At 66.3% G+C, this 20,269-nt stretch carries 17 protein-coding genes; 5 read left to right on the top strand and 12 right to left on the bottom strand.

Annotation, left to right across the window (positions count from 1 at the left end; translation table 11 throughout):
• Positions 1-93: 93 nt before the first annotated feature.
• From IAU68_RS04690 to IAU68_RS04670, 5 genes are all read right to left on the bottom strand, one after another.
• Positions 94-1,254 carry an ATP-binding cassette domain-containing protein gene (locus IAU68_RS04690; protein ID WP_171193503.1) on the bottom strand — a complete coding sequence of 387 codons (1,161 nt, stop codon included), beginning with the start codon at positions 1,252-1,254 and terminating at the stop codon, positions 94-96.
• Positions 1,245-1,943, bottom strand: coding sequence for an energy-coupling factor transporter transmembrane component T (locus IAU68_RS04685; RefSeq protein ID WP_231699099.1), 699 nt, complete (start codon positions 1,941-1,943; stop codon positions 1,245-1,247). Before IAU68_RS04685 ends, IAU68_RS04690 begins: the two co-directional genes overlap by 10 nt.
• A gap of 6 nt (positions 1,944-1,949) precedes the next feature.
• Positions 1,950-2,738 carry an ECF transporter S component gene (locus IAU68_RS04680; protein WP_171193504.1) on the bottom strand — a complete coding sequence of 263 codons (789 nt, stop codon included), beginning with the start codon at positions 2,736-2,738 and terminating at the stop codon, positions 1,950-1,952.
• 86 nt (positions 2,739-2,824) lie between these two features.
• Entirely contained in the window at positions 2,825-3,820 is a 996-nt protein-coding gene (locus IAU68_RS04675; RefSeq protein ID WP_171193505.1) for a nucleoside hydrolase, read from the bottom strand.
• Positions 3,817-5,016 carry an MFS transporter gene (locus IAU68_RS04670; protein ID WP_171193506.1) on the bottom strand — a complete coding sequence of 400 codons (1,200 nt, stop codon included), beginning with the start codon at positions 5,014-5,016 and terminating at the stop codon, positions 3,817-3,819. Before IAU68_RS04670 ends, IAU68_RS04675 begins: the two co-directional genes overlap by 4 nt.
• Before the next feature lie 95 nt (positions 5,017-5,111).
• On the opposite strand from IAU68_RS04670, the gene IAU68_RS04665 reads away from it, so the two are divergent.
• Positions 5,112-5,633 carry a hypothetical protein gene (locus tag IAU68_RS04665; RefSeq protein WP_171193507.1) on the top strand — a complete coding sequence of 174 codons (522 nt, stop codon included), beginning with the start codon at positions 5,112-5,114 and terminating at the stop codon, positions 5,631-5,633.
• Here the strand turns inward: IAU68_RS04665 and IAU68_RS04660 are convergent.
• Together IAU68_RS04660 and IAU68_RS04655 are read right to left on the bottom strand one after the other, a co-directional pair.
• Positions 5,630-6,466, bottom strand: coding sequence for a hypothetical protein (locus tag IAU68_RS04660; RefSeq protein ID WP_171193508.1), 837 nt, complete (start codon positions 6,464-6,466; stop codon positions 5,630-5,632). The two genes, IAU68_RS04665 and IAU68_RS04660, sit on opposite strands and share 4 nt — an antisense overlap.
• A 108-nt stretch (positions 6,467-6,574) precedes the next feature.
• On the bottom strand, positions 6,575-8,110 hold the full coding sequence (locus tag IAU68_RS04655; protein ID WP_171193509.1) for a carboxylesterase/lipase family protein: 1,536 nt from the start codon (positions 8,108-8,110) through the stop codon (positions 6,575-6,577).
• Positions 8,111-8,208: 98 nt separating this feature from the next.
• On the opposite strand from IAU68_RS04655, the gene IAU68_RS04650 reads away from it, so the two are divergent.
• The 3 genes from IAU68_RS04650 (at position 8,209) to IAU68_RS04640 (ending at position 16,483) form a co-directional block, all read left to right on the top strand.
• Complete coding sequence (locus tag IAU68_RS04650; RefSeq protein WP_171193510.1) at positions 8,209-9,090, top strand: hypothetical protein; 882 nt, start codon at positions 8,209-8,211, stop codon at positions 9,088-9,090.
• Positions 9,077-12,625: an ABC transporter ATP-binding protein gene (locus tag IAU68_RS04645; RefSeq protein ID WP_171193511.1), complete on the top strand. Its 3,549-nt coding sequence runs from the start codon at positions 9,077-9,079 to the stop codon at positions 12,623-12,625. Before IAU68_RS04650 ends, IAU68_RS04645 begins: the two co-directional genes overlap by 14 nt.
• 123 nt (positions 12,626-12,748) lie before the next feature.
• On the top strand, positions 12,749-16,483 hold the full coding sequence (locus IAU68_RS04640; RefSeq protein ID WP_171193512.1) for a multifunctional oxoglutarate decarboxylase/oxoglutarate dehydrogenase thiamine pyrophosphate-binding subunit/dihydrolipoyllysine-residue succinyltransferase subunit: 3,735 nt from the start codon (positions 12,749-12,751) through the stop codon (positions 16,481-16,483).
• Between the two features lie 71 nt (positions 16,484-16,554).
• Here IAU68_RS04640 and IAU68_RS04635 read toward each other — a convergent pair whose 3' ends face one another.
• Entirely contained in the window at positions 16,555-17,256 is a 702-nt protein-coding gene (locus tag IAU68_RS04635; protein WP_171193513.1) for a type 2 periplasmic-binding domain-containing protein, read from the bottom strand.
• A 3-nt stretch (positions 17,257-17,259) separates the two neighbouring features.
• A complete protein-coding gene (locus tag IAU68_RS04630; RefSeq protein ID WP_171193514.1) occupies positions 17,260-17,763 on the bottom strand; it encodes a general stress protein in 504 nt (167 codons plus the stop codon).
• Positions 17,764-17,821: 58 nt separating this feature from the next.
• On the opposite strand from IAU68_RS04630, the gene IAU68_RS04625 reads away from it, so the two are divergent.
• Positions 17,822-18,958 carry an Mrp/NBP35 family ATP-binding protein gene (locus tag IAU68_RS04625; RefSeq protein WP_171193515.1) on the top strand — a complete coding sequence of 379 codons (1,137 nt, stop codon included), beginning with the start codon at positions 17,822-17,824 and terminating at the stop codon, positions 18,956-18,958.
• On the opposite strand, the gene tatB is transcribed toward IAU68_RS04625, so the two are convergent.
• The 3 genes from tatB to sigE are packed head-to-tail and all read right to left on the bottom strand — an operon-like array spanning position 18,951 to position 20,248.
• Entirely contained in the window at positions 18,951-19,307 is a 357-nt protein-coding gene (tatB, locus tag IAU68_RS04620; protein WP_171193516.1) for a Sec-independent protein translocase protein TatB, read from the bottom strand. The genes IAU68_RS04625 and tatB overlap by 8 nt on opposite strands.
• Positions 19,308-19,317: 10 nt before the next feature.
• Positions 19,318-19,638 (bottom strand): anti-sigma factor family protein, encoded by a 321-nt coding sequence (locus tag IAU68_RS04615; RefSeq protein WP_171193517.1) that lies wholly within the window; start codon positions 19,636-19,638, stop codon positions 19,318-19,320.
• A gap of 19 nt (positions 19,639-19,657) precedes the next feature.
• The gene (sigE, locus tag IAU68_RS04610) at positions 19,658-20,248 is read right to left on the bottom strand and encodes an RNA polymerase sigma factor SigE (RefSeq protein ID WP_171193518.1); all 591 of its coding nucleotides are present in this window, start codon (positions 20,246-20,248) and stop codon (positions 19,658-19,660) included.
• Positions 20,249-20,269 lie beyond the last annotated feature (21 nt).

The following is a 20,269-nucleotide window of genomic DNA, read 5'->3' as shown; positions in this document are numbered from 1 at the left end:
TCCGCTAATTAAGAAACCAAACTATTTGAATCGAGCAACTTGTCAGTTCCGTTATAAGTGAGTCGAACCGTTTCAACTCGGCACAGATATCTATCACTGGAATGCGTACTCAACCGCCGCATACTTCCCCACCTCCGCTGCGAAGTCGGCGTCGTGGCAGGTGAAGATCACGGCCTGGCCGCGGGCGAGGCCGTCGGCGATCAGTGCGTGGGCGCGGTTGCGAGTTGGAGTGTCGAGGCCGACGTCGGGTTCGTCGAGAAGCACAAGCGGGCGGCCTTGCGCGAAAACCTGCGTGAGTTGGGCGAGGCGGAAGTGTGCGGCCGGCAGGTCGAGTGGGTGCGTGTCCGGGTCAAGGTCGAGGGCGCGCACGGCGTCGTCGTCGCCGATAAAGGCCGCCACTGTGGATTCCGCGAGTTGGTCGGCGGCGCGCTGAAGCGCGAGCGAAACCGCTACCCTGCGGGTCTGCTCGAGTCCTGGGTTGCCGTCCAGGCCCGCCATGGCGCGCAGCAGCGTCGTCTTGCCGGCACCGTTGTCGCCGCGCAGCCACACGGCCCCGCCGAGGCGCACGGAGAGGTGGATCGGACCGGCGGTGAAGGTGGGCTGGGTGTCGTTCCGGAACTGCCACCACTTTCGTTTCGAGCCGCCGCGGGTGGCAGAGATTTCCCCGAGGTCGATCGGCGCGCCTACGGGGGTGACGCGCTGCGGCAGTTCCAGCGGGTGCGGGGTTGGGGCGCCGGGGGTGAGATGGCCGCCGGCAAGCGTGAGTACCTCGGAATCGATGTCGCGTGTGCGGGTGCCCAAGATGACCACCTTGGACGGGAGCGTGTCCAAAAGGTGCGCGATGCGGGTGCAGGAGGTGGGGTCGAGGCCGGCGAAGGGGTCGTCGAGAAGCAATACGTCCGGCTGTAACACGGCAACTGCGGCGATGGCCAGGCGCCTCGTCTGGCCGCCGGAGAGTTGTGCGGGGTTGCGCTCAGCGAGGTCGGCAAGGCCGGCGGCGGTGAGGATGGTGTTGCAGCGCTCGAGCATCTCGAGGGTGGGGGTGCTGCGCTGTTCGAGGCCGAGGGCAATTTCCTCGATGACGGTATCGCGAAGATAAGACACGTGCGCGGTGGCGTCCTGCTGAACCACGGCGGCGCCGGGCCACTCGCGGTGGATCTGGGTGGCAAGCGTGGTCAGGCCCGCGCCGGAATCGCCGACAACCTGGACTGTGCGGTGCGATCGCAGAGACTGCTCGAGCAGCGTCACATCCATACAACCACCGCTATGCAGGCCAGCGGGATGAGGATGCGGGTGGCGCGCTGTACGGCGCTGTCGTGAACTGGTCGCAGCACGGTGCGCGGACCGGTGAGGTCGTAGCCAGCGGTCTCCAGCGCCTGGCCGCGCGATCCTGCCTGGGTGAGCAGTTCGGTGAGCACCGGCATGATCACGTGCGGCACCACGGTGTTCCATGTGACCGGCCGGCCTTTGAGACGGTTGGCGTCGCGGACGATGCGTGCGCGCATAGCACCCTGGGGCCCGAGTTGCAGCGTCGTGCCGGCGATGTAGCCGAGGCGGTTGCCGCCGGGTGCGGCCTGCAGCGCTTTCGCCAGATCTGGGGTGCGGGAAAACGCCACTGCGGCGAGCAGACTCGCGATCAGTGCGGTGAAACGCGCGGCTAACTCCCCTGCTGTTGCCAGGCCGTCGCTGGTGATCAGCGGTGCAATTCGGTGCTCCCCGTACGGCGCGTGGATGAGCAGCATCGACACCGCCACCGGGGCCGCGAGCAGTGCCGTCGCCGCGGCGAGCGCCGGCGTTTTTGTGCGCCACGAGCCCAATGCGACGGCGAGGATGATGACGGTGAGCGACACCGCGGGCCGGTTCAGCCCCAGCACCAAAATCCAGCACGACGCCCCGATGGCCAGGGCGGTCAGCGGGTTCACGCGGGTGCGGGGAGCGGTCACGGACGTCTATTCGGCGGTTGTCGTCGTGGGTGCAAACGCGGCGACAGTGCGCTTCGGCAGAGCTTTCACCGTGGCATACGCGATGAGCATGACGATGACCTTGTCCACCGGGTCGGAAATGAACGCCTGGGTGGTCACCGAGGCGATAAGCGAGCCGCCCATCTCGCGGAACAGGCTCACCAGCGCACCAGTGCCCACACCGGCCGTGCCACCGTAGACGTAGGCCGCGACAGGCGCTGCGACCATGCCGCCAATAATGCCGAGCAGGATGCCGAAGCCCACCACCGTTGCGATGTTGCGCAACGCGTGGAAGCGGTGGATGAACACGCCGGCGAGCCAGCCGACGAGCGCGGCACCGGCAGCAAACGGCAGCGCAGCCGGGTTGACCAGCCCCCACACCACGTTGTTCAGCGCACCGGTGGCCATACCGGCCACCGGGCCGGCAAGGGCCGCGACGAGCACGGTGCCCACCGAGTCCAGGTAGAGGGGCAGACCTATAGACCCGACGATCTCGCCGATAACGGAGTTGATGATGATCGCAATCGGGATCAGCCCCAACGTGCGCGCCGGCAGCACCGGGATCACCGCCGCGAGCAGCAGCAAGGTGCCGATGCCGTAGCCTGCAAGCAGCGCGATGCCCGGCCCGGAGCTGGTGACCTGATCCCAGTCCGCTGGGTGGACGAGGACGAAGTAGAGCCAGGTTGCAGCGATGATGAGTGCGCCGAGCGCGACAAGGACGCGGCGCAGCGGGGTCCACTCGGCCGTGCTTGCGGCCGGGGTTGAAACGTGTGACATGTGTTCTCCATGTGGTGGAAGGGGACGAAGGTCCCGCGTCGCCTATGTCACCTCGGCGGACGCGTTCAAAACCGGCAGTGTAGCAGTTAGTCGTCCGCGCGCAGGTGCCGCAACTCCTCTAAGGCGACGTCGCCAGCTGCGATGCGTGCGTGGATGCTGCAAGCCCACGCAAACGCGTCCCATGCCGCGTCGATGTCGGCGTTCGTGACCAGGCGGCAGTTGGGCTCGCGCTCCCAGATGCCGCGCAGGTCCGCAACCGACGTGCCGCGGGTGAGGTCGGAGTTGGCCTCGACGTCGATCGTCGTTACGCGATGCTCGTGCTCGACCGCCCCCAACGCGATGAGCACGGTAAGTAGGTCGTGGATCTGCGCCTGGTAGCCCTCGCCGACGTCGTCGTGGAACTCGAAGTAAAACCGCGTGATCGCCTCCAGCTGCTCGGCGATTGGAGCACTGCCTAGCTTTGCGACGACCCCCTCGAGCCGCTCCGGAGTCAGCAGCATTTGCTCCGTCACTCCGAGCGAGCACAACGTGATGGGTGTGGGCATCATGGCGAACACGTCGGCCGCGGCGTGCGGGTCGACCCAGAAGTTCCACTCGGCGCTGGGGGTGGTGTTGCCCGGGTAATTCACCGCCCCGCCCATCACGGTGATGTGCTTCAGGCGGGCGAAATGCTCCGGGTGAGCGTGCGCGAACACCGCAAGGTTGGTCGCAGGTCCGGTGACGATGAGGTGCAGATCATCCGTTCCACGCTCGATCGCGTCGATCCACAGTGCTTCCCAGTCATGCTCGATGTGGCGCTCGGGCGCGGTGGCGTAGCCCAGGCCGGTCTCGCCGTGCGTTTCCGGCGTGGTGGTGAGATCCACCTCGAGTGGGGCCGGAGTTCCGGCGGCGAGCGGGATGATGGGCAGGCCGCACAGGGAAAGAATCCAGGCGGCGTTTTTGGCGCACTGGTCGGCGTCGACGTTGCCGGCGGTCGTCGTCACGCACTCAAGCTCGTGGGCGCCCGCATGGGCCGCGGCGGTGAGCCAGATGAGCGCAAACGTGTCGTCCACGCCCGGGTCGCAGTCCAGGATCACTCTCATCGCGACTCCTTCGCCATCGTTTCCTTGCCGACGACCAACCACACCACCGCAGCGACCGCACACAGCGCACCGCACACCCCGAAGGCTGCGGTAAAGCCTGCCGCCTGGGCGATCGCGCCAACGACAATCGGGGCGACGATCTGGCCGGCGTCTTGGGTCATCTGGAAGGTGGACAACACCTTACCGCCGGAGCGGTCGTTGCCGATGATGTCCGCCAGCGACGCCTGGATCGCAGGACTCATTGCACCGGAGCCCACCCCCGCGAGCGCGGACCAGATAAGCAGCGGCCAGAAACTCGTCGCCGTACCCAGCACCGCGGTGAACACGCCGGCCATAGTCATGCCGGCGAGGATCATCGGGCGCCGGCCGAGCCGGTCGGCCAGCCGTCCGGAGAACTGCAGCATGACCGCCATGCCGAACGCGAACGCGGTCAACGCAAGTCCCGCCGCTGCCCCGCCGCGCTCGAACACGGAGGCCGCGAACAGCGGCAGCACCGCCACGCGTGCGCCCATATTGACAAAACCGTTGGTAAACGCCGCGACGAGTAGGCCCTTGTAGGTAGGCACCTGCCAGGCGCTGCGCAGCCGCATCGCCGGCTTCGCCTTCGGCAGTGGTTTCGAACCCGGTCGGTGCTGGGTCATAAACGCAACTAGGCACGCGGCCACACCGACTGCGGCGCCATAGATGGCGAACGGGATGCGGAATCCCAAAAACGACAGGGCCGCGCCCACGATCGGCCCGAAAACGTTGCCGACGAGAAACGCCGTGGCATAGAGCGCATTGGCGCGCCCGCGTATCGAGGGATGCGTCACCCGCACAATCAGCGCCTGCGCCGACAACGTGAACATCGTCGAGCCGAAGCCCGCGATGAACCGCAGCGCCATGATCTGCCAGTAAGCCTGCGCGAACGCGACGAAGAACGTCGATGTAGCCACGATCGCGAGCCCGGTTAGGTAAATCGGGCGCGAGCCTAGCTTGTCGACGAGCACCCCCGCCCCCGGCGCCCCAAGCAACCTCGCCAGGGCGAACACGGATACGACAGCACCCGCCGCCGCCATGGACACGCCGAAGCTGCCCGCAAACTGCGGGAGCACCGGGGCGATCAGCCCGTAGCCGAGCGCGACGATGAAGGCGGCGCCCGTAAGCACCCAAATGGTGCGCGGGATCGACGGGTTCACCACCTTATTTGTACTCATACCCAGCAGCGTACAGCCCGTGGCAAATTGTTCTAGTCGCTCACATGTTCGAATGCGCGGTTTGCGTGTCTGGCGCGGGCTTTACTCTCAGCGCCATGAAGTTGAACACGAAGAACCCCCTGTCCCTGTTCCGCACGACCCCGACGTTTGCAGAGTCCTACTCCCCCGCCGCGCTGGCGAGCGACATCCGCCGCCGCTTCCCCGATACCCTCGACGCCGTCGACGCTGTAATTCACCACCCGCGCTCCCTGTCGCGACCCGTCGCAACCTGGCGGCCACCGGTCGTTTCGCTGCCCCGGATAGATAACGGGCCGTCGTTGTCGTTGGCGGTGACGCGCCGCCGCGTCGGCCCGCGAGCCAAGGCGCGCATCCAGGGCTACGGCGGGCGGCAAGTGCCGGCCTACTTAATCGAGCTGCGCCTCACCGACACCGCCGGCATCCCCGCCGACACCGCACTGACCGAAGCATGGGTGCGCGCACTTATCCCGGACGACGCCGCCGAGGCCGTGCACGAGATCCCGGGCCCCAAGGCAGCAAGTTACGTCTGGCTCACCGACGGCGCATTCCAGCCGATCGCGTCGCCTCCGTCGATGTTCGAGGGGCTCAGCGCGGCCTAGTCGTCGTCTTCCTCGTCGTCGTCTTCCTCGTCGTCTTCTTCATCGTCGAAATCGTCCTCGTCGAAGCCGCCTTCGTCATCGTCCTCGTCGTCCTCATCGTCTTGGCCGAAGATGTCGTAGACGTCCGGCTCGTCGAAGTCGTCCTCGACAGGAAGCAGTTGCGCCTCCCATTCCTCCGCTTGGTCGGCGGCGAGTGAAAGGACGTCGAAAAGGCGGTCGAAGTCGGTGAAGGTGCCAAGCTCGAGCTTCTCGGCGTCGGCGACGGCCTCGTCGTGGATGACGTCGAACAGGCGGGCGCGGTCTTCGTCGGTCAGTTCCGCATCGCCGTCGGACTCCCAGAGTTCGACTTCGGCGTCGTCGATGACGTCCTCGTAGTCCTCCGGCAGCGCGACGAACACCACGGCGGCGCTCGGCACACCCTCGACGGCCTCGACGACGACCTGGAGCTCCGCGTTGGTGCCCACCTCAGCGCGCACCTGCTGCGGGTTCAAGTGGTCCTGGAAAAACTCGAGGTCCACAATGCGCTCGTCGGTGCCCTCGAGCAGGTCGCGCAGCACCGTGACCACCTGGTCGGTGGCAATGTGCTCCGCCACCGCAGCCACGGCCGCCTCAACCGAGAACACCACCGCGACCAGCACGGCCTCGAACTCGTCGTCGTCCTCGTCCACGTCCGCTGCGGCGATGTAGACGTTCGCCGCCGGCAGCAGCGGATCGATCTCCACGAACTGCAGCTCCAGCGACGCCGACATGGGCACAAACATGGTGTCCCCGCCGACGCGCGACTCAATGCCCTCGCGGTCCAGTGCGGCCGCGATGTCCTCGAAAAAGCTCATGACAGTGGGTTCCTTCCCGCCTTCGACCTTGGGACCTGCCTTAGCCTAGCCACGTTTCCTCCCATGTGCGTGGGAAATTGGCTTCGGCCAGGCGCACCCTCGTCCAAGTTAATCCCAGAAGTCGACGCGGTTGACGCCCCACTCGCGCATGTCGAAGGACTCCCACGCGGTGCGGTGTTCCGCCTTCGGGTCGTGCTCGACGTGCATGCCGGTGTCGAACACCGCCGTGGCGCGCCCCGGCCTGTCGTCGCGGCGGAACCCGTAGACGGGCCAGTCCTCGCCCGGCGCGCCGGTGTGGAAGAACGTCCCCCAGTGGTGCTGCATCAGTTCGCTGACCTTTTCAAAGGTCTCCTTGGAGCCGAAGCGGTCGAACTTGGCGGCCTTAGTGGCGTACGGGTCGCCGTAGACCGCGACCAGGTCGGCGGCGTGCATGGCGCCAAGGCCCAGCATGCGCATCGCGGCGGAGGCGTAGGCGAAGCGGTACATATACGTCGGAGCGACCATGCGGTGCGCGGTGGCCACAATGACGGTCGGTGCCCAGAACACGGCATCGCCCATGAGTGCGGCGAAGTCGCCGCGTTGGCCGACGTCGCCGTAGGCCTCGATCACATCGCCCGCGTTGTCCGGGTCGAACACGTCGAGCGCCCGGCGCGCGGCGCGCAGGCGCTGGCCGGCGGTTTGGTAGAGCGCTTTGGCGAAGCTCGCTTCGTCGGAGTTGGTGCCCACGATCATCGGTACCGGGGCCTGCTTGCCCTGGTTGAAGGTGTCGATAGGGTGCTCGGCCAAGGTGGCGGAGTCGATCGTGGGCATGAAACTGGTGTTGAACTGCAGCAGTTCCTTGCTGTTGATCATCATGGACTGGCCGGCGCGCACGAGGTCTTCGGCGGGCATGGCGCGCAGGTCGTCCAACGTCGCCGTGGATGGCAGCCCGACACGGCTGGTCAGGGCGCGCACCCACATCGTCGCCTGGATGCGCGAGTGCACGCTCGCCGGCGGCGGGGATTGCGCGATCGCCCGGTGGAACAGCCCGCGGGCGCCTGGGGCGCACATCAAGTGCATCACGGCGGCACCGCCGGCGGATTCGCCCATGATGGTCACTTGCTCGGGGTCGCCGCCGAACGCGGCGATGTTGTCCTTAATCCAGGCAAGGGCGAGGATTTGGTCGTGGATGGCGGGGTTGGCCACGCAGTCGTCGCCAAGCGAGCGCACATCTAAATACCCCAGCACGCCGAGGCGGAAGTTCACGGAAACGTAGACAATGTCGGTGGCCTTGGTCAGGTGGTGGCCCTGCAGCACTTTGTCGTGGCTGGCGCCGGTGACAAAGGTGCCGCCGTGCAGGCACACAACCACGGGCAGCACGTCGTCGGTGTCCGGGCGCACGATGTCCAGGTTGAGGCAGTCCTCGGAGCCGAGCACGGTGCCACGCAGGCCGAAGGTGCCCTGCATGGCGGGCGCGCCGAAGCGGGTGGCGTCTAACTCGCCTTTCCAGGGGTCGACCGGTTGCGGGGCGCGGAATCGGCCGGTGATCGCGGTGGAGGCGCCGAACGGCACGCCGCGCCACGTGCGTACACCGGTGCGCGGGTCCACCTCGCCGCGCACGGCGCCGGCCGCGGTATGTGCGACAGGCTGGCTCACGGCGTTCATGCGGCCCAGCCTAGACCGTTTACCAAATGGGTTGGCTGGGTTGAATCGTTCTATGCTGAACCGACGATAAAAGCCATGTGCACGGCAGGAGGATCTACGTGTTCGGTAAGAAAACGCCCGCGAAGAAGGACGATGCGGAGCTCCGCCGCGAGATTCAAGCTGCGCTCAAAGAAGACGCGGCGCAGTTGGAACAGGACGCCGGCAAGCTCGGCAAGATCTTCATCAGTGCGGTGGATACCGCGGTCCACCTGCAGACTTCGGTGATCCGGAGCTATGTCGACTGGCTGCGGCGCGACAACCCTGACAAGTCGCCGGCTGAGATTCAGAAGATCATGAACAAGCACTTGAAGAACACGGTCACCGGCACCGGTGGAGGCGCAGGTGCCGCCGCGGCTGTGCCTGGTGTCGGTCTGTTCACCGGTGCGGCCGCTGTTGCTGGCGAGTCCGCGCTGTTTTTGGACTTGGCGGCGTTTTACGCCATGGCATCCGCGTACTTGCGTGGCGACGACATCTCCGACCCGGAACACCGCCGCGCCATCGTGCTCACCACGCTGATGGGCACGAAGGGGCTGGCGATCGTCGATACGCTGCTCGGCGAAGACGCCGGCAAGCTGCCGGGCAAGTCGACCCTCGCGCGCTTTTCCGGCCCAACCCTGGGTGAGGCGAACAACGTGCTGGAGCGCATGGCGATGCGCTCGCTGCGCCGCTCGATGCGCCGCGCGTGGCTGGGCAAGATGCTGCCGCTGGGCCTCGGCGCGATCGCCGGCACCACGGTAAACCGCAAACTCGCGGGCAACATCATCGACAACATCCAGGAGTCGCTCGGACCGGTGCCGGCGCAGTTTGCCACCCCGATCACTATCGACGACACCGCCGACGAGACCGGACGGTTTACAGGCAAGTTCAACCCGAAGGACTTCGCCGAATGGGTCCTGAGCAACTTCCGGAACAGCGACAAGAAGGGCAATGAGGACAACTAGCCCACTTCTCACCCGCTCACTCAAGGCGAATGCGGCCCCGGCCGTGGCGGCGTTTGCCACCGCGATCCTCGCCGCGTTGACCCGCGTCGCCGAGCCCGCGCTGACCGGCCGGGCCATCGACATCGCCACCGGCAACGCCGACGGATCCGTTGCCCGCGTGGCCTGGCTCATGGTCGCTGTGGCCGCGGCCACCTACGCGTTCAGTTTCATCCGCCGCACCACCGCGGGCCGGCTCGCAACCACCTCACAGCACTGGCTGCGCACTGAAATTCTGCGCACCCTGCACCGCTTGGACGGGCCGGGACAGGATTCGATAGTCACCGACCAGATCGTCTCGCGCTCCATTTCGGATTTGAACCAGTTCCACATGGTGCTGGCCAGCCTGCCGATGCTTCTCACCCGCATCGTCCAACTCGCCGTGACACTCGTGGTCATGCTGCGCATGGACATCCCGCTGACCCTGATGTCGCTGGCGCTGCTGCCGCTCATCCTGTGGGAGGCGAACCGCTCACGCAAAACGCTCTACGCCGCCACCTGGGTCAACCAGCACGCCACCGCCGAGCTTGCCGAGCACGTGGAACAAACCGTCTCGGGTGTGCGCGTGGTCAAAGCCTTCGGCCAGGAACAGCGCGAAATCGACCGGTTGGATTCGCTGGGCCGGAACCTCTACGCGGTGAAAATGCGCGCGACGAAACTCACCGCGCGCTTCCAGCCGGTGCTCTCCCAGCTGCCCAAAGTCGCGCTCGTGGTCACCATCATCGCCGGCGGCCTGCTCGCCATGAACGGGCAGATTTCCATTGGCCAGTTCGTCGCGTTCACCGCCTATCTGACCTCCATGACGTCCACGCTGTCGATGCTGACCAACCAGTACGTGCGCATGCAGATGGGCATGAGCTCGTTCGACCGCCTCGACGACGTGCTCCGCCTCGCCCCCGAACCCGCGCCCGAACACCCCGCCGGGCACGAAGGCTTGCGTTTTCACGACACCCACTTCACCACCGGCGGCCACCCCGTCCTCAACGGTTTCACCCTGCGCGTCAACCCCGGGGAGACGGTCGCGCTCGTCGGACCGCCCGGCGCAGGCAAAACCATGGCGGTGCAGCTCGCCGGCGGGTTCTACCAGCCGGATTCCGGCACCGTTTCCGGCGACAGCGTCGTGTGCGTCTTCGACGACGCCTTCTTGTTCTCCTCATCCATCCGCGACAACATCGCCATGGGCCTTGCGGACACTATGGCGCCGGATGCGCTCGATCAGGCCGTGCGCGAGGCCGCGCGCCTTGTGCTTGCCGACGAATTCATCGACAAACTCCCCGACGGCTACGACACCCAAGTCGGCGAGCGCGGCCTGACGCTTTCCGGCGGCCAGCGCCAACGCATCGCGCTGGCACGCGCACTGATGGCGCGTCCGAAGGTGCTCGTGCTTGACGACGCCACCAGCGCTATCGACGCCGTCAACGAAGCCGAAATCCTCCACAACCTGCGAGAGACGCTTAAGGATATCGCCGTGCTCACCGTCGCGCACCGCCAATCCACGGTGGACCACGCCGATCGGGTTGCGGTGGTGCGCGGTGGTGTCGTCGTCAAGCAAGGCCCCCGCGACGAGGTTATGGAAACGGCCGAGTACCGCGCCTCGATGGACCCGGACGCCGATGCCGCTCCGGAGGAAACCGGCGACCTCTGGCCCGAGGTGGACGCCGAACCGGACGCGCGTGCCACCGCCGCCACCCCGGAGTTGCTCGCGCGCGTGGAACGGCTGCCGAGGGCCCGCGAAATGCCGGATCTTGCCGACGCCACCCTCGAGCGGATCCGCACCCGATCCAGCGACTTCAGCATCCGGGAGATGTTCAAGGCGGTGCGCTGGCTCATCGCGGGCACCGTCGCACTGCTGGTTGTCGGCGTGGTGGCGGACCTGGCGTTTCCCACGCTCGTGCGCGGCGCGGTGGACCGCGGCATCACGCCTGGCGACCGCGACGCACTGATCACCACTGGCCTTATTGCGCTCGCCGTCGTCGCGGTGGCGTGCGCGTCGAGCGCGCTAATGACCGTGCTGTCGTCGCGCTCCGGCGAACGCCTGCTCTACGGGCTGCGCCTGCGCTCCTACGCCCACCTGCAGCAACTCGGTTTGAGCTACTTCGAATCGCGGCTGTCCGGCAAGATCATGACACGCATGACCACGGACATCGACACCCTGTCGAGTTTTCTGCAGACCGGGCTCGCCCAGGCCATCGTCGCCTTCGGCTCGCTTGTCGGCGTGACCGTGATGCTGGTGGCCACCGACGGCGAGCTCACCCTCATCGCGCTTGTCGCCGTGCCCGTCATCATCGCCGCCACGTGGACGTTCCGGCACTTTTCCAAGCGCTACTACCAGGCCGCCCGAGAGCAGATCTCCGCGGTCAACGGCGCATTCGCCGAACTCATCGGTGGCATCCGCATCACCCAAACCCACCGCGCGCAGCCGCACTTCGAGGCCATCTTCGACACGATGAGCAACGATTACCGTCGTCTACGCATGCGCTCCGTGCGCCTGGTCGCGCTGTATTTCCCCGGCATGCAGTTCGTCTCGCAGGTCATGACCGCGGTCATCGTCGGCGTCGGCGCGGGCCGCATCGCCGACGGCACCTTATCCGTCGGCGTACTCGTCGCCTTCACCATGTATCTCGGCCAACTCTACGGCCCGATCCAGCAGCTCGGCCAGATCTTCGACTCCTGGCAGCAAGCCACCGTCAGTTTCGACCGCATCCGCGCCCTGCTCGCCGAGCGCACCACCGTCCCCGACACCGGCACCCGCCCCGGCGCTTCTGTTGCCGCCTCCGGGCAGTTGCTTCTCGACGACACCACGTTCGCCTACTCCCCCAACACCCCGGCAGTGCTCGACCACATGGACCTCGCCATCGAGCCGGGCACCACCGTCGCGCTGGTGGGTCCGACCGGCGCCGGCAAATCCACCGTGGTGAAACTGCTCGCCCGCTTCTACGACCCGACATCCGGCACCGTGCGCGCCTCCGGCACCGACATCGCAAAGTTCCCACTCGCCGATTGGCGTCGCGCGCTCGCCCAGGTGCCGCAGGAGTCATACCTGTTCCCCGGCACCGTCGCCGACAACATCGCCTACGGCCTGCCCGGCGCCACCGAGGCTCAGATCGAAGCTGCAGTTGCGCGCATTGGCGCGCTCGGTGTCGTCGGCACGATCCCCGGCGGCTTCAACGCACGCGTCGGCGAACGCGGCCGCGGCCTGTCGTCCGGCCAGCGCCAGATCATCGCCCTCGCACGTGCGGAAATGCTCGAGCCCGCGGTGCTGCTTCTCGACGAAGCCACCGCCACCCTCGACCCCGCCACCGAACGCCTCATCCTCGACGCCTCCGACCGCGCCACGGCGGGACGGACCTCGGTCGTCGTCGCGCACCGCCTCGCCACAGCCGCTCGCGCAGACCGCATACTTGTCGTCGATGAAGGACGTATCATCGAAGACGGCTGCCACGAGGACCTCCTTTCCGCCGGCGGTAGGTATGCCCATATGTGGGCTGTCAACCGCTAACGGGGGTGAAAGGAAGGTCCCGAGTGGACAGGAACAACAGAAGTTCGCGCCCTACCAGCGCGGACGATTACAGTCAAAGAAACGTTCCGCGAAATCAAAACAGAAGGAAGGCGAGAACCTGCCGTGAGCAGTGAAAACACGTTCGGCCAGAATGATTGGCTGGTTGACGAGATGTTCCAGCAGTACAAGGACGACCCGAACTCGGTCGACGCCGAATGGCGCGACCTATTCGAGAACAAGGGTGCGCCGAATACTGCTAAGGGCACCCCCACCGTCACCCCTTCCAAGGACAGTGCGAGCCAGCCGAAGACCGACCCGAAGGTCGCCCGCACCACCGGCGCCCCGTCGCAGGACGGCCGCGAGACCAAGGTCGACGAAGCCGCGTCCAAGGTTTCCGACGCCCCAAAGCGCACCGCCCCGAAGCCGAAGGCCTCCCCGCTGGACAAGCTGGGCAAGGTCGACGTCGAGCCGGGCGAGTACCAGCTCAAGGGCGCGTTTAAGGCCATCGCGAAGAACATGAACGAGTCGCTGTCGGTGCCGACCGCGACCACCGTGCGCGACATGCCGGTCAAGCTCATGTTTGAAAACCGTGCGCTGATCAACGACCACCTCAAGCGCACCCGCGGCGGCAAGGTCTCCTTTACCCACATCCTCGGCTACGCGATTGTCCAGGCAGCCAAGCTGCACCCGGACATGAACAAAAACTACAAGGAGGACGGCAACAAGTCCTTCGCAGTGCAGCCGGAGCACATCAACCTCGGCCTGGCGATTGACCTGCCGGGCAAGGACGGCTCCCGCTCGCTCGTCGTCGCCGCCATTAAGGAGTGCGAGACGAAGTCCTTCAGCGAGTTCGTCGAGGCGTACGAGGACATCGTCAAGCGCGCCCGCGACGGCAAGCTCACCATGGACGACTTCTCGGGTGTGACCATCCAGCTCACCAACCCGGGCGGCATCGGCACCCGCCACTCCATTCCGCGCCTGACCAAGGGCCAGGGCACCATCGTCGGCGTGGGTGCGATGGATTACCCGGCCGAGTTCGCCGGCGCCTCCGAGGACCGCCTTGCCGAGCTCGGTGTGGGCAAGCTGGTCACCCTGACCTCCACCTACGACCACCGTGTCATCCAGGGCGCGGAGTCCGGCGAGTTCCTGCGCGACATCTCGCAGCTCATTATCGACGACAAGTTCTGGGACAACATCTTCCAGGCCCTGGAAATCCCCTACTCCCCGCTGCGCTGGGCCCAGGACGTGCCGAACACCGGCATCAACAAGGACACCCGCGTCATGCAGCTCATCGAGGCCTACCGCTCCCGCGGCCACCTCATCGCGGACACCAACCCGCTGCACTGGCACCAGCCGGGCCTGCCGAAGCCGGACTCGCGCGACCTGCTCATGGAAACCCACGGCCTGACCCTGTGGGATCTGGACCGCTCCTTCCACGTCGGCGGTTTCGGCGGCAAGGAGAAGATGACGCTGCGCGAGGTGCTGTCCCGCCTGCGCGCCGCCTACACTTTGAAGGTCGGCTCCGAGTACTCCCACATCATGGACCGCGACGAGCGCGAATGGCTGCGCGACCGTGTCGAGGCCGGCATGCCCAAGCCGACCAGCGCGGAGCAGAAGTACATCCTGCAGAAGTTGAACGCCGCTGAGGCCTTCGAGAACTTCCTGCAGACGAAGTACTTGGGCCAGAAGCGCTTCTCGCTCGAGGGCGCCGAGACACTCATCCCGCTGATGGACGCCATCATCGACACCGCCGCGGGCCAGGGCCTGGAAGAGGTCGTCATCGGCATGCCGCACCGCGGCCGCCTGAACGTCCTGTTCAATATCGTCGGCAAGCCGATCGAGACCATCTTCACCGAGTTCGAGGGCAACATGCGCGCAGCCCAGCAGGGCGGCTCCGGCGACGTGAAGTACCACCTCGGCTTCGAGGGCGAGCACATCCAGATGTTCGGCGACGGCGAGATCAAGGTTTCGCTTGCCGCCAACCCGTCCCACCTCGAGGCGGTCGACCCGGTGCTCGTCGGCATGGCGCGCGCCAAGGAAGACCAAGTCAAGCTCACCAAGGGCCGCGAAGACCACCCGGTCGTTCCGCTCATGCTGCACGGCGACGCATCGTTCGCTGGCCTGGGCGTGGTCCAGGAGACGCTGAACCTGTCGCGCCTGCCGGGCTACACCGTCGGCGGCACCATCCACATCGTGGTCAACAACCAGATCGGTTTCACCACCACCCCGGATTCGGGCCGCTCCTCCTACTACGCCACCGACCTGGCCAAGGGCTTCGACTGCCCGGTCTTCCACGTCAACGGCGACGACCCGGAGGCAGCCGCATGGGTCGCCCAGCTCGCCACCGAGTACCGCCGCGAGTTTGGCAAGGACGTCTTCATTGACCTGATCTGCTACCGCCTGCGCGGCCACAACGAGGCCGACGACCCGACGGTGACGCAACCGGTGATGTACGACCGCATCAACTCCCACTCGTCGGTACGCACGCGCTACACGCAGGATCTCATCGGCCGCGGCGACATCACCGAGGAAGACGCAGAGAAGGCCGCACAGGACTTCCACGACCAGCTCGACTCCGTCTTCTCCGAGGTCAAGGCCGAAAAGGGCCAGCCGAGCGACCAGACCGGCATCACCGACTCCCAGGATCTCACCCGCGGGCTGGACACGAACATCTCCGAGGAGCAGTTCAAGCGCCTCGCCGATGCATTCGCCACCCTGCCGGAGGACTTCGTCGCCAATAAGCGCCTGAAGACCGTGCTGAAGAAGCGCGGCGGCTCGTTCACCGACGGCGACATCGACTGGGGCTGGGGCGAACTCCTCGCCTTCGGCTCGCTCGCCGAGCAGGGCAAGTTCGTCCGCCTCGCCGGCGAGGACTCCCAGCGCGGCACCTTCACCCAGCGCCACGCGGTGCTGTACAACCCGGACAACGCCGAGGCCTACAACCCGCTCGACCACAACGCGCAGGAGGCCGGCAACGGCGGCCACTTCCAGGTCTTCAACTCCGCGCTGACCGAGTTCGCGGGCATGGGCTTCGAATACGGCTACACCCTGGGCAACAAGGACGCCGTCGTGGCGTGGGAGGCGCAGTTCGGCGACTTCGCTAACGGCGCCCAGACGATTATCGACGAGTACGTCTCCTCCTCCGAGACTAAGTGGGGCGAGATGTCGTCGCTGATCTCCCTGCTGCCGCACGGGTACGAGGGCCAGGGCCCGGACCACTCGTCGGCACGCATCGAGCGCTACCTGCAGCTGGTGGCCGAAGGCTCGATGACCATCGCCCAGCCTTCCACCCCGGCCAACCACTTCCACCTGCTGCGCCGCCAGGCCATGGGCGAGATGAAGCGCCCGCTGGTCGTCTTCACCCCGAAGTCGATGCTGCGCAACAAGGCGGCCGTGTCCCAGCCGGCGGACTTCATCGAGGTCGACCGCTTCCAGTCCGTCATCGACGACCCGAACTTCGTCGAGCGCGGCAACAAGGTCGTCGGCGACACCGATAAGGTGAAGACGATCCTGCTGTGCTCCGGCAAGATCTACTGGGAGCTGGACAAGAAGCGCCAGAAGGACGGCCGCGACGACGTCGCCATCGTCCGCGTGGAAATGCTCCACCCGATCCCGTTCAACCGCATCGCCGACGCGTTCAAGAACTACCCGAACGCCAAGGAGATCCGCTGGGTCCAGGACGAGCCGGCCAACCAGGGCGCGTGGCCGTTCTACAACGAGCACCTGCGCACCCTCATCCCGGACATGCCGGAGATGGTCCGCGTGTCCCGTCGCGCCCAGTCCACCACCGCAACCGGCGTGGCTAAGGTCCACCAGCAGGAGGAGAAGCAGCTTCTCGACGAAGCCTTCGCCGACTAGCCCCGCGACCTATCAAAAAGCACCGGGCCGGCCCCGCTTGGGACCGGCCCGGTGCTTTTTGTTGCCTGCCGTTAGGAGGCGGAGTCCGGGTCGACGGCGTCGTCCGGATCGCTCGGGGCGTCGAAGTGGACGTCGATGTGGGCGAACTCCATGATCCAGTCTGCAATCGCGTCCTTGACCGGGGTGCCGTCGTCGACTGCTTCCGCCATGTCCTCGAGCCTGTCGGTGGAAAGCACGCGGGTGATGAAGTTCAACCGGTTCATCTCGCCGCGGTCGAACGTGCCTTTGTAAAACACCGGGATGACGTTTTGCGGCAACTCCCCCGCCTTGCCGCAGCCTTGCGCGGGCGACGGGTCGACGCTGCGCATGTCGCCCGGCAGCGTGGCCACGGCGGCGTCGTAGACGCTGTCGGTGTAACCGCCGTCGGCAATATCGCCGCCCGCCAGCTCCTTAGCCGCCGCCGGGTCTGTCTGCTCGAGCATGCGGCCCGTGCAGGTGACTACGAAGTCAGCGCGCAGTTCGCGCAGCACCGGCACCGGAGCCGCCGCGGCAAGCCCCTCCACCGCCGTGACGCTGTTCGGCCGGCCCTGGCTGTTGAGCACCTGGGAGTAGATCTCGCCGAGCACGATCTGCTCCGTCGAGCCGCCGTCCACCACAATAGAGATGGCCTCCTTCTCCGGCCGCTGCTGCGTGTAGATGTTGTCCTCGCTCGCGCAGCCGGACACCGCAAGCGCGGCCGCGGAAAGCGCGGCGGCCGTCCGATACACCCGCATGGCCTACTCGCCGATGACGTGCTCGCTCGCCGGGGTGGTCCCGCCGGCCTCGGCGATCAGGTCGCGAGCCTCGGGTGCTGCGTCGGGCTCGCACAAGATGTCGTAACGCCCCGCCACGATCGCGGTTGCCGACGAAAAGTCGCGCTTGCCGCCGGTAAACGCGTAGGCCACCGCCGCAAACACCGCGCCGAAGATCGCACCGATCAACAGAGCCCAGATGAAGGTGGCGAAGCCGGAGCCCTCCACCGTGAGCAGAGAGAGCAGCAGGCCGAAAAACAGGCCCATCCACAGACCCGACAATGCGCCGGTGCCGAGCACCTTCGGCCACGACAGCCGGCCGGTGATCTTTTCCACCTGCATCAGGTCCACGCCGACGATGGAGAGCTTTTCCACCGGGAATTCCTTATCGGAGAGGCCATCCACGGCCTGCTGCGCCTCCGCGTAGGTCTTAAACGAGCCGACCGGCCAGCCGGTTGGCACCTGTCCCTTATTCATGGGTTGAGTCATACGGCCAAGTCTATCGGGATTCCGGATAACCACCGAACGCGCTTATAATCCGGTGGCAATGGCTACTGAAGAAAAGTTTGTGGAAAGCGACGTCCGCGAAGCACTTTCGCGGGTGGAGGACCCGGAGATCGGCAAGCCGATTACTGAGCTGGACATGGTGGAATCCATTGCCATCGACGGCGCCGATGTGGCCGTCGGCATCTACCTCACCATCGCCGGCTGCCCGATGCGCGACACCATCGAGTCCAACACCCGCGCGGTGCTCGAGGAACTAGACGGCGTGGGCAACGTCTCCGTCACCTTGCACACTATGAGCGACGAGCAGCGCCGCGCCCTCGCCCAGAAGTTGCGCGGCGAGCAGTCCGGCCCGGTCATCCCGTTCGCCGACCCGGATACCCGCACCCGCATCATCGCGGTCGCCTCCGGCAAGGGCGGCGTGGGCAAATCCTCCATGACGGTCAACCTCGCCACCGCGATGGCCGCACAGGGGCTGACCGTCGGCATCGTCGACGCCGACATTTACGGCCACTCCGTGCCCGGGCTGATGGGCTCCGACGACAAGGGGCCCACGCTTGTCGACGAAATGATCATGCCCCCAATCGCCCACGGCGTACGCCACATCTCCGTCGGCCAGTTCGTCGAGGGTAACGCCCCGGTGGTCTGGCGCGGCCCGATGCTCACCCGCGCAATCCAGCAGTTCTTGGCCGACGTCTACTGGGGCGATCTGGACGTGCTGTTCATGGACCTGCCGCCGGGCACCGGCGACGTTGCCATCACCGTCGCACAACTGGTGCCCAATGCGGAGCTGCTCATCGTGACCACCCCGCAGGCCGCGGCCGCGGAGGTCGCCGAGCGCGCCGGCACCATCGCGCAGCAGACCGATCAGAAGATCGCCGGCGTGGTGGAGAACATGTCCGGCATGACCATGCCCGACGGCACGGTGCTCAACGTCTTCGGCGAAGGCGGCGGCGAACAGGTCGCCGAGCGCCTGACGCAACTGACCGACTCGGATGTGGAACTGCTCGGCTCCGTCCCGCTCGATCCGAATCTGCGCGAGTCCGGCGACAGCGGCACCCCTGTGGTCATCTCCGATCCGGAGTCGCCGGCTGCGAAGGCGGTGCTAGCGATCGTCGATAAGCTGAAAGTGCGCCCCGAATCCCTCAAGGGCAAGAGCTTAAACCCGCAGGTTAAGTAACGTCCTCCCAGGAGAACCCCTTGCGCTCGGGTGGCTTGCGCGGGCCCGAGCGCACCTGCTCGTCTTGCTGCTGGGCGGCGGGGGTGTCGTCTTCGAACAGCACCTTCGCCATCGCGCGCTTCGGGCCCATCGCCGCGTAGCGCGACACGGTGTCGATCGGCTTTTTAAACTCGTCGAACTCCTCGAGCTCGCCGTTGAGCTCCGCCTTGGCGTTGTTAATCGCCTTCTTCGCGGCATAGATGGCGGCGCGCACATCTTCCACAACCGACGGCAGACGCTCCGGCCCGATCACGATTAACCCGATGATCAGGATGAAGAAGATCTCGCCCCAGCCGATGGATGAAAACACCTACATCACCTTACCCGCGCTGGGTCAGCGAGCGAAGCGCGGACTCCACGCGGCTGCGGACGCCTAACCGCTCCTCCTCGGCATCCTGGATGTCCTCCGCGCGCATCCGCGCCAGCCGCTCCACCAGCGACGCCGGCGCGTGCACACCTGAAGTGTCGCACACGCGCAAGCGTTCCGACGTCCCCCGCTGCGCCCGCACCTCCTCGCAGCACTCCGGGCATTGGCCCAAATGGCGCTCCGCGCGCGCGGCCGCAGCAGGCGTCAGCTCGCCGTCCACGTAGGCGGCCACGGCCTCCGGGTTGAGGTGGTCCGTGGAGTTAAACCTTGTCACAGCGTCAACTCCTTTTCTCTTACCGGGCGCGGATGAGTTCCTTCGCGGCGGCGTCGTGAAGCGCCTGCGCCTCGAGGGATTCGCGCATCTGTGCGCGACCGCGGTGGATACGCGAGCGTACCGTACCCATCTTCACGCCGAGCGTTTCCGCGATCTCCTCGTAGGTCATGCCGACGACATCGCACAGGACCACCGCGACGCGGAACTCCGGCTTCAACTCGTCCAACGCGTGCTGCAGCGCCGGATCCAGGTTCGCCACCGAGTACGCGTCCTCCGGGGTCATGTCCGTGCCCGGCACGCGCTCGTAGTCCTCCGGCAGCGCCTCCATGCGGATCTTCGCGCGGCGGCGCACCATGTCCAGAAACAGGTTCGTGGTGATGCGGTGCAGCCAGCCCTCGAACGTGCCCGGCTGGTAGCCCTTCAGGTTGCGGAACACGCGCATGAACGTCTCCTGCGTGAGATCCTCCGCGTCGTGCTGGTTGCCCGCGAGGCGAAACGCCAGACGGTAAACGCTGTCGGCATGTTCCTCCACCAGCTCCGCCCAAGTGGGCATCGCTGCCTGGCCTGCGTCGAACGCCGCGGTGCCGGTGAGGGAAACATCAATACTCATGGCGGTCAGTTTTGCAGACCA

The sequence above is a fragment of the Corynebacterium lujinxingii genome (assembly GCF_014490555.1).
Lineage (GTDB): Bacteria > Actinomycetota > Actinomycetes > Mycobacteriales > Mycobacteriaceae > Corynebacterium > Corynebacterium lujinxingii.
This window is presented reverse-complemented; position numbering and strand designations above follow the sequence as displayed.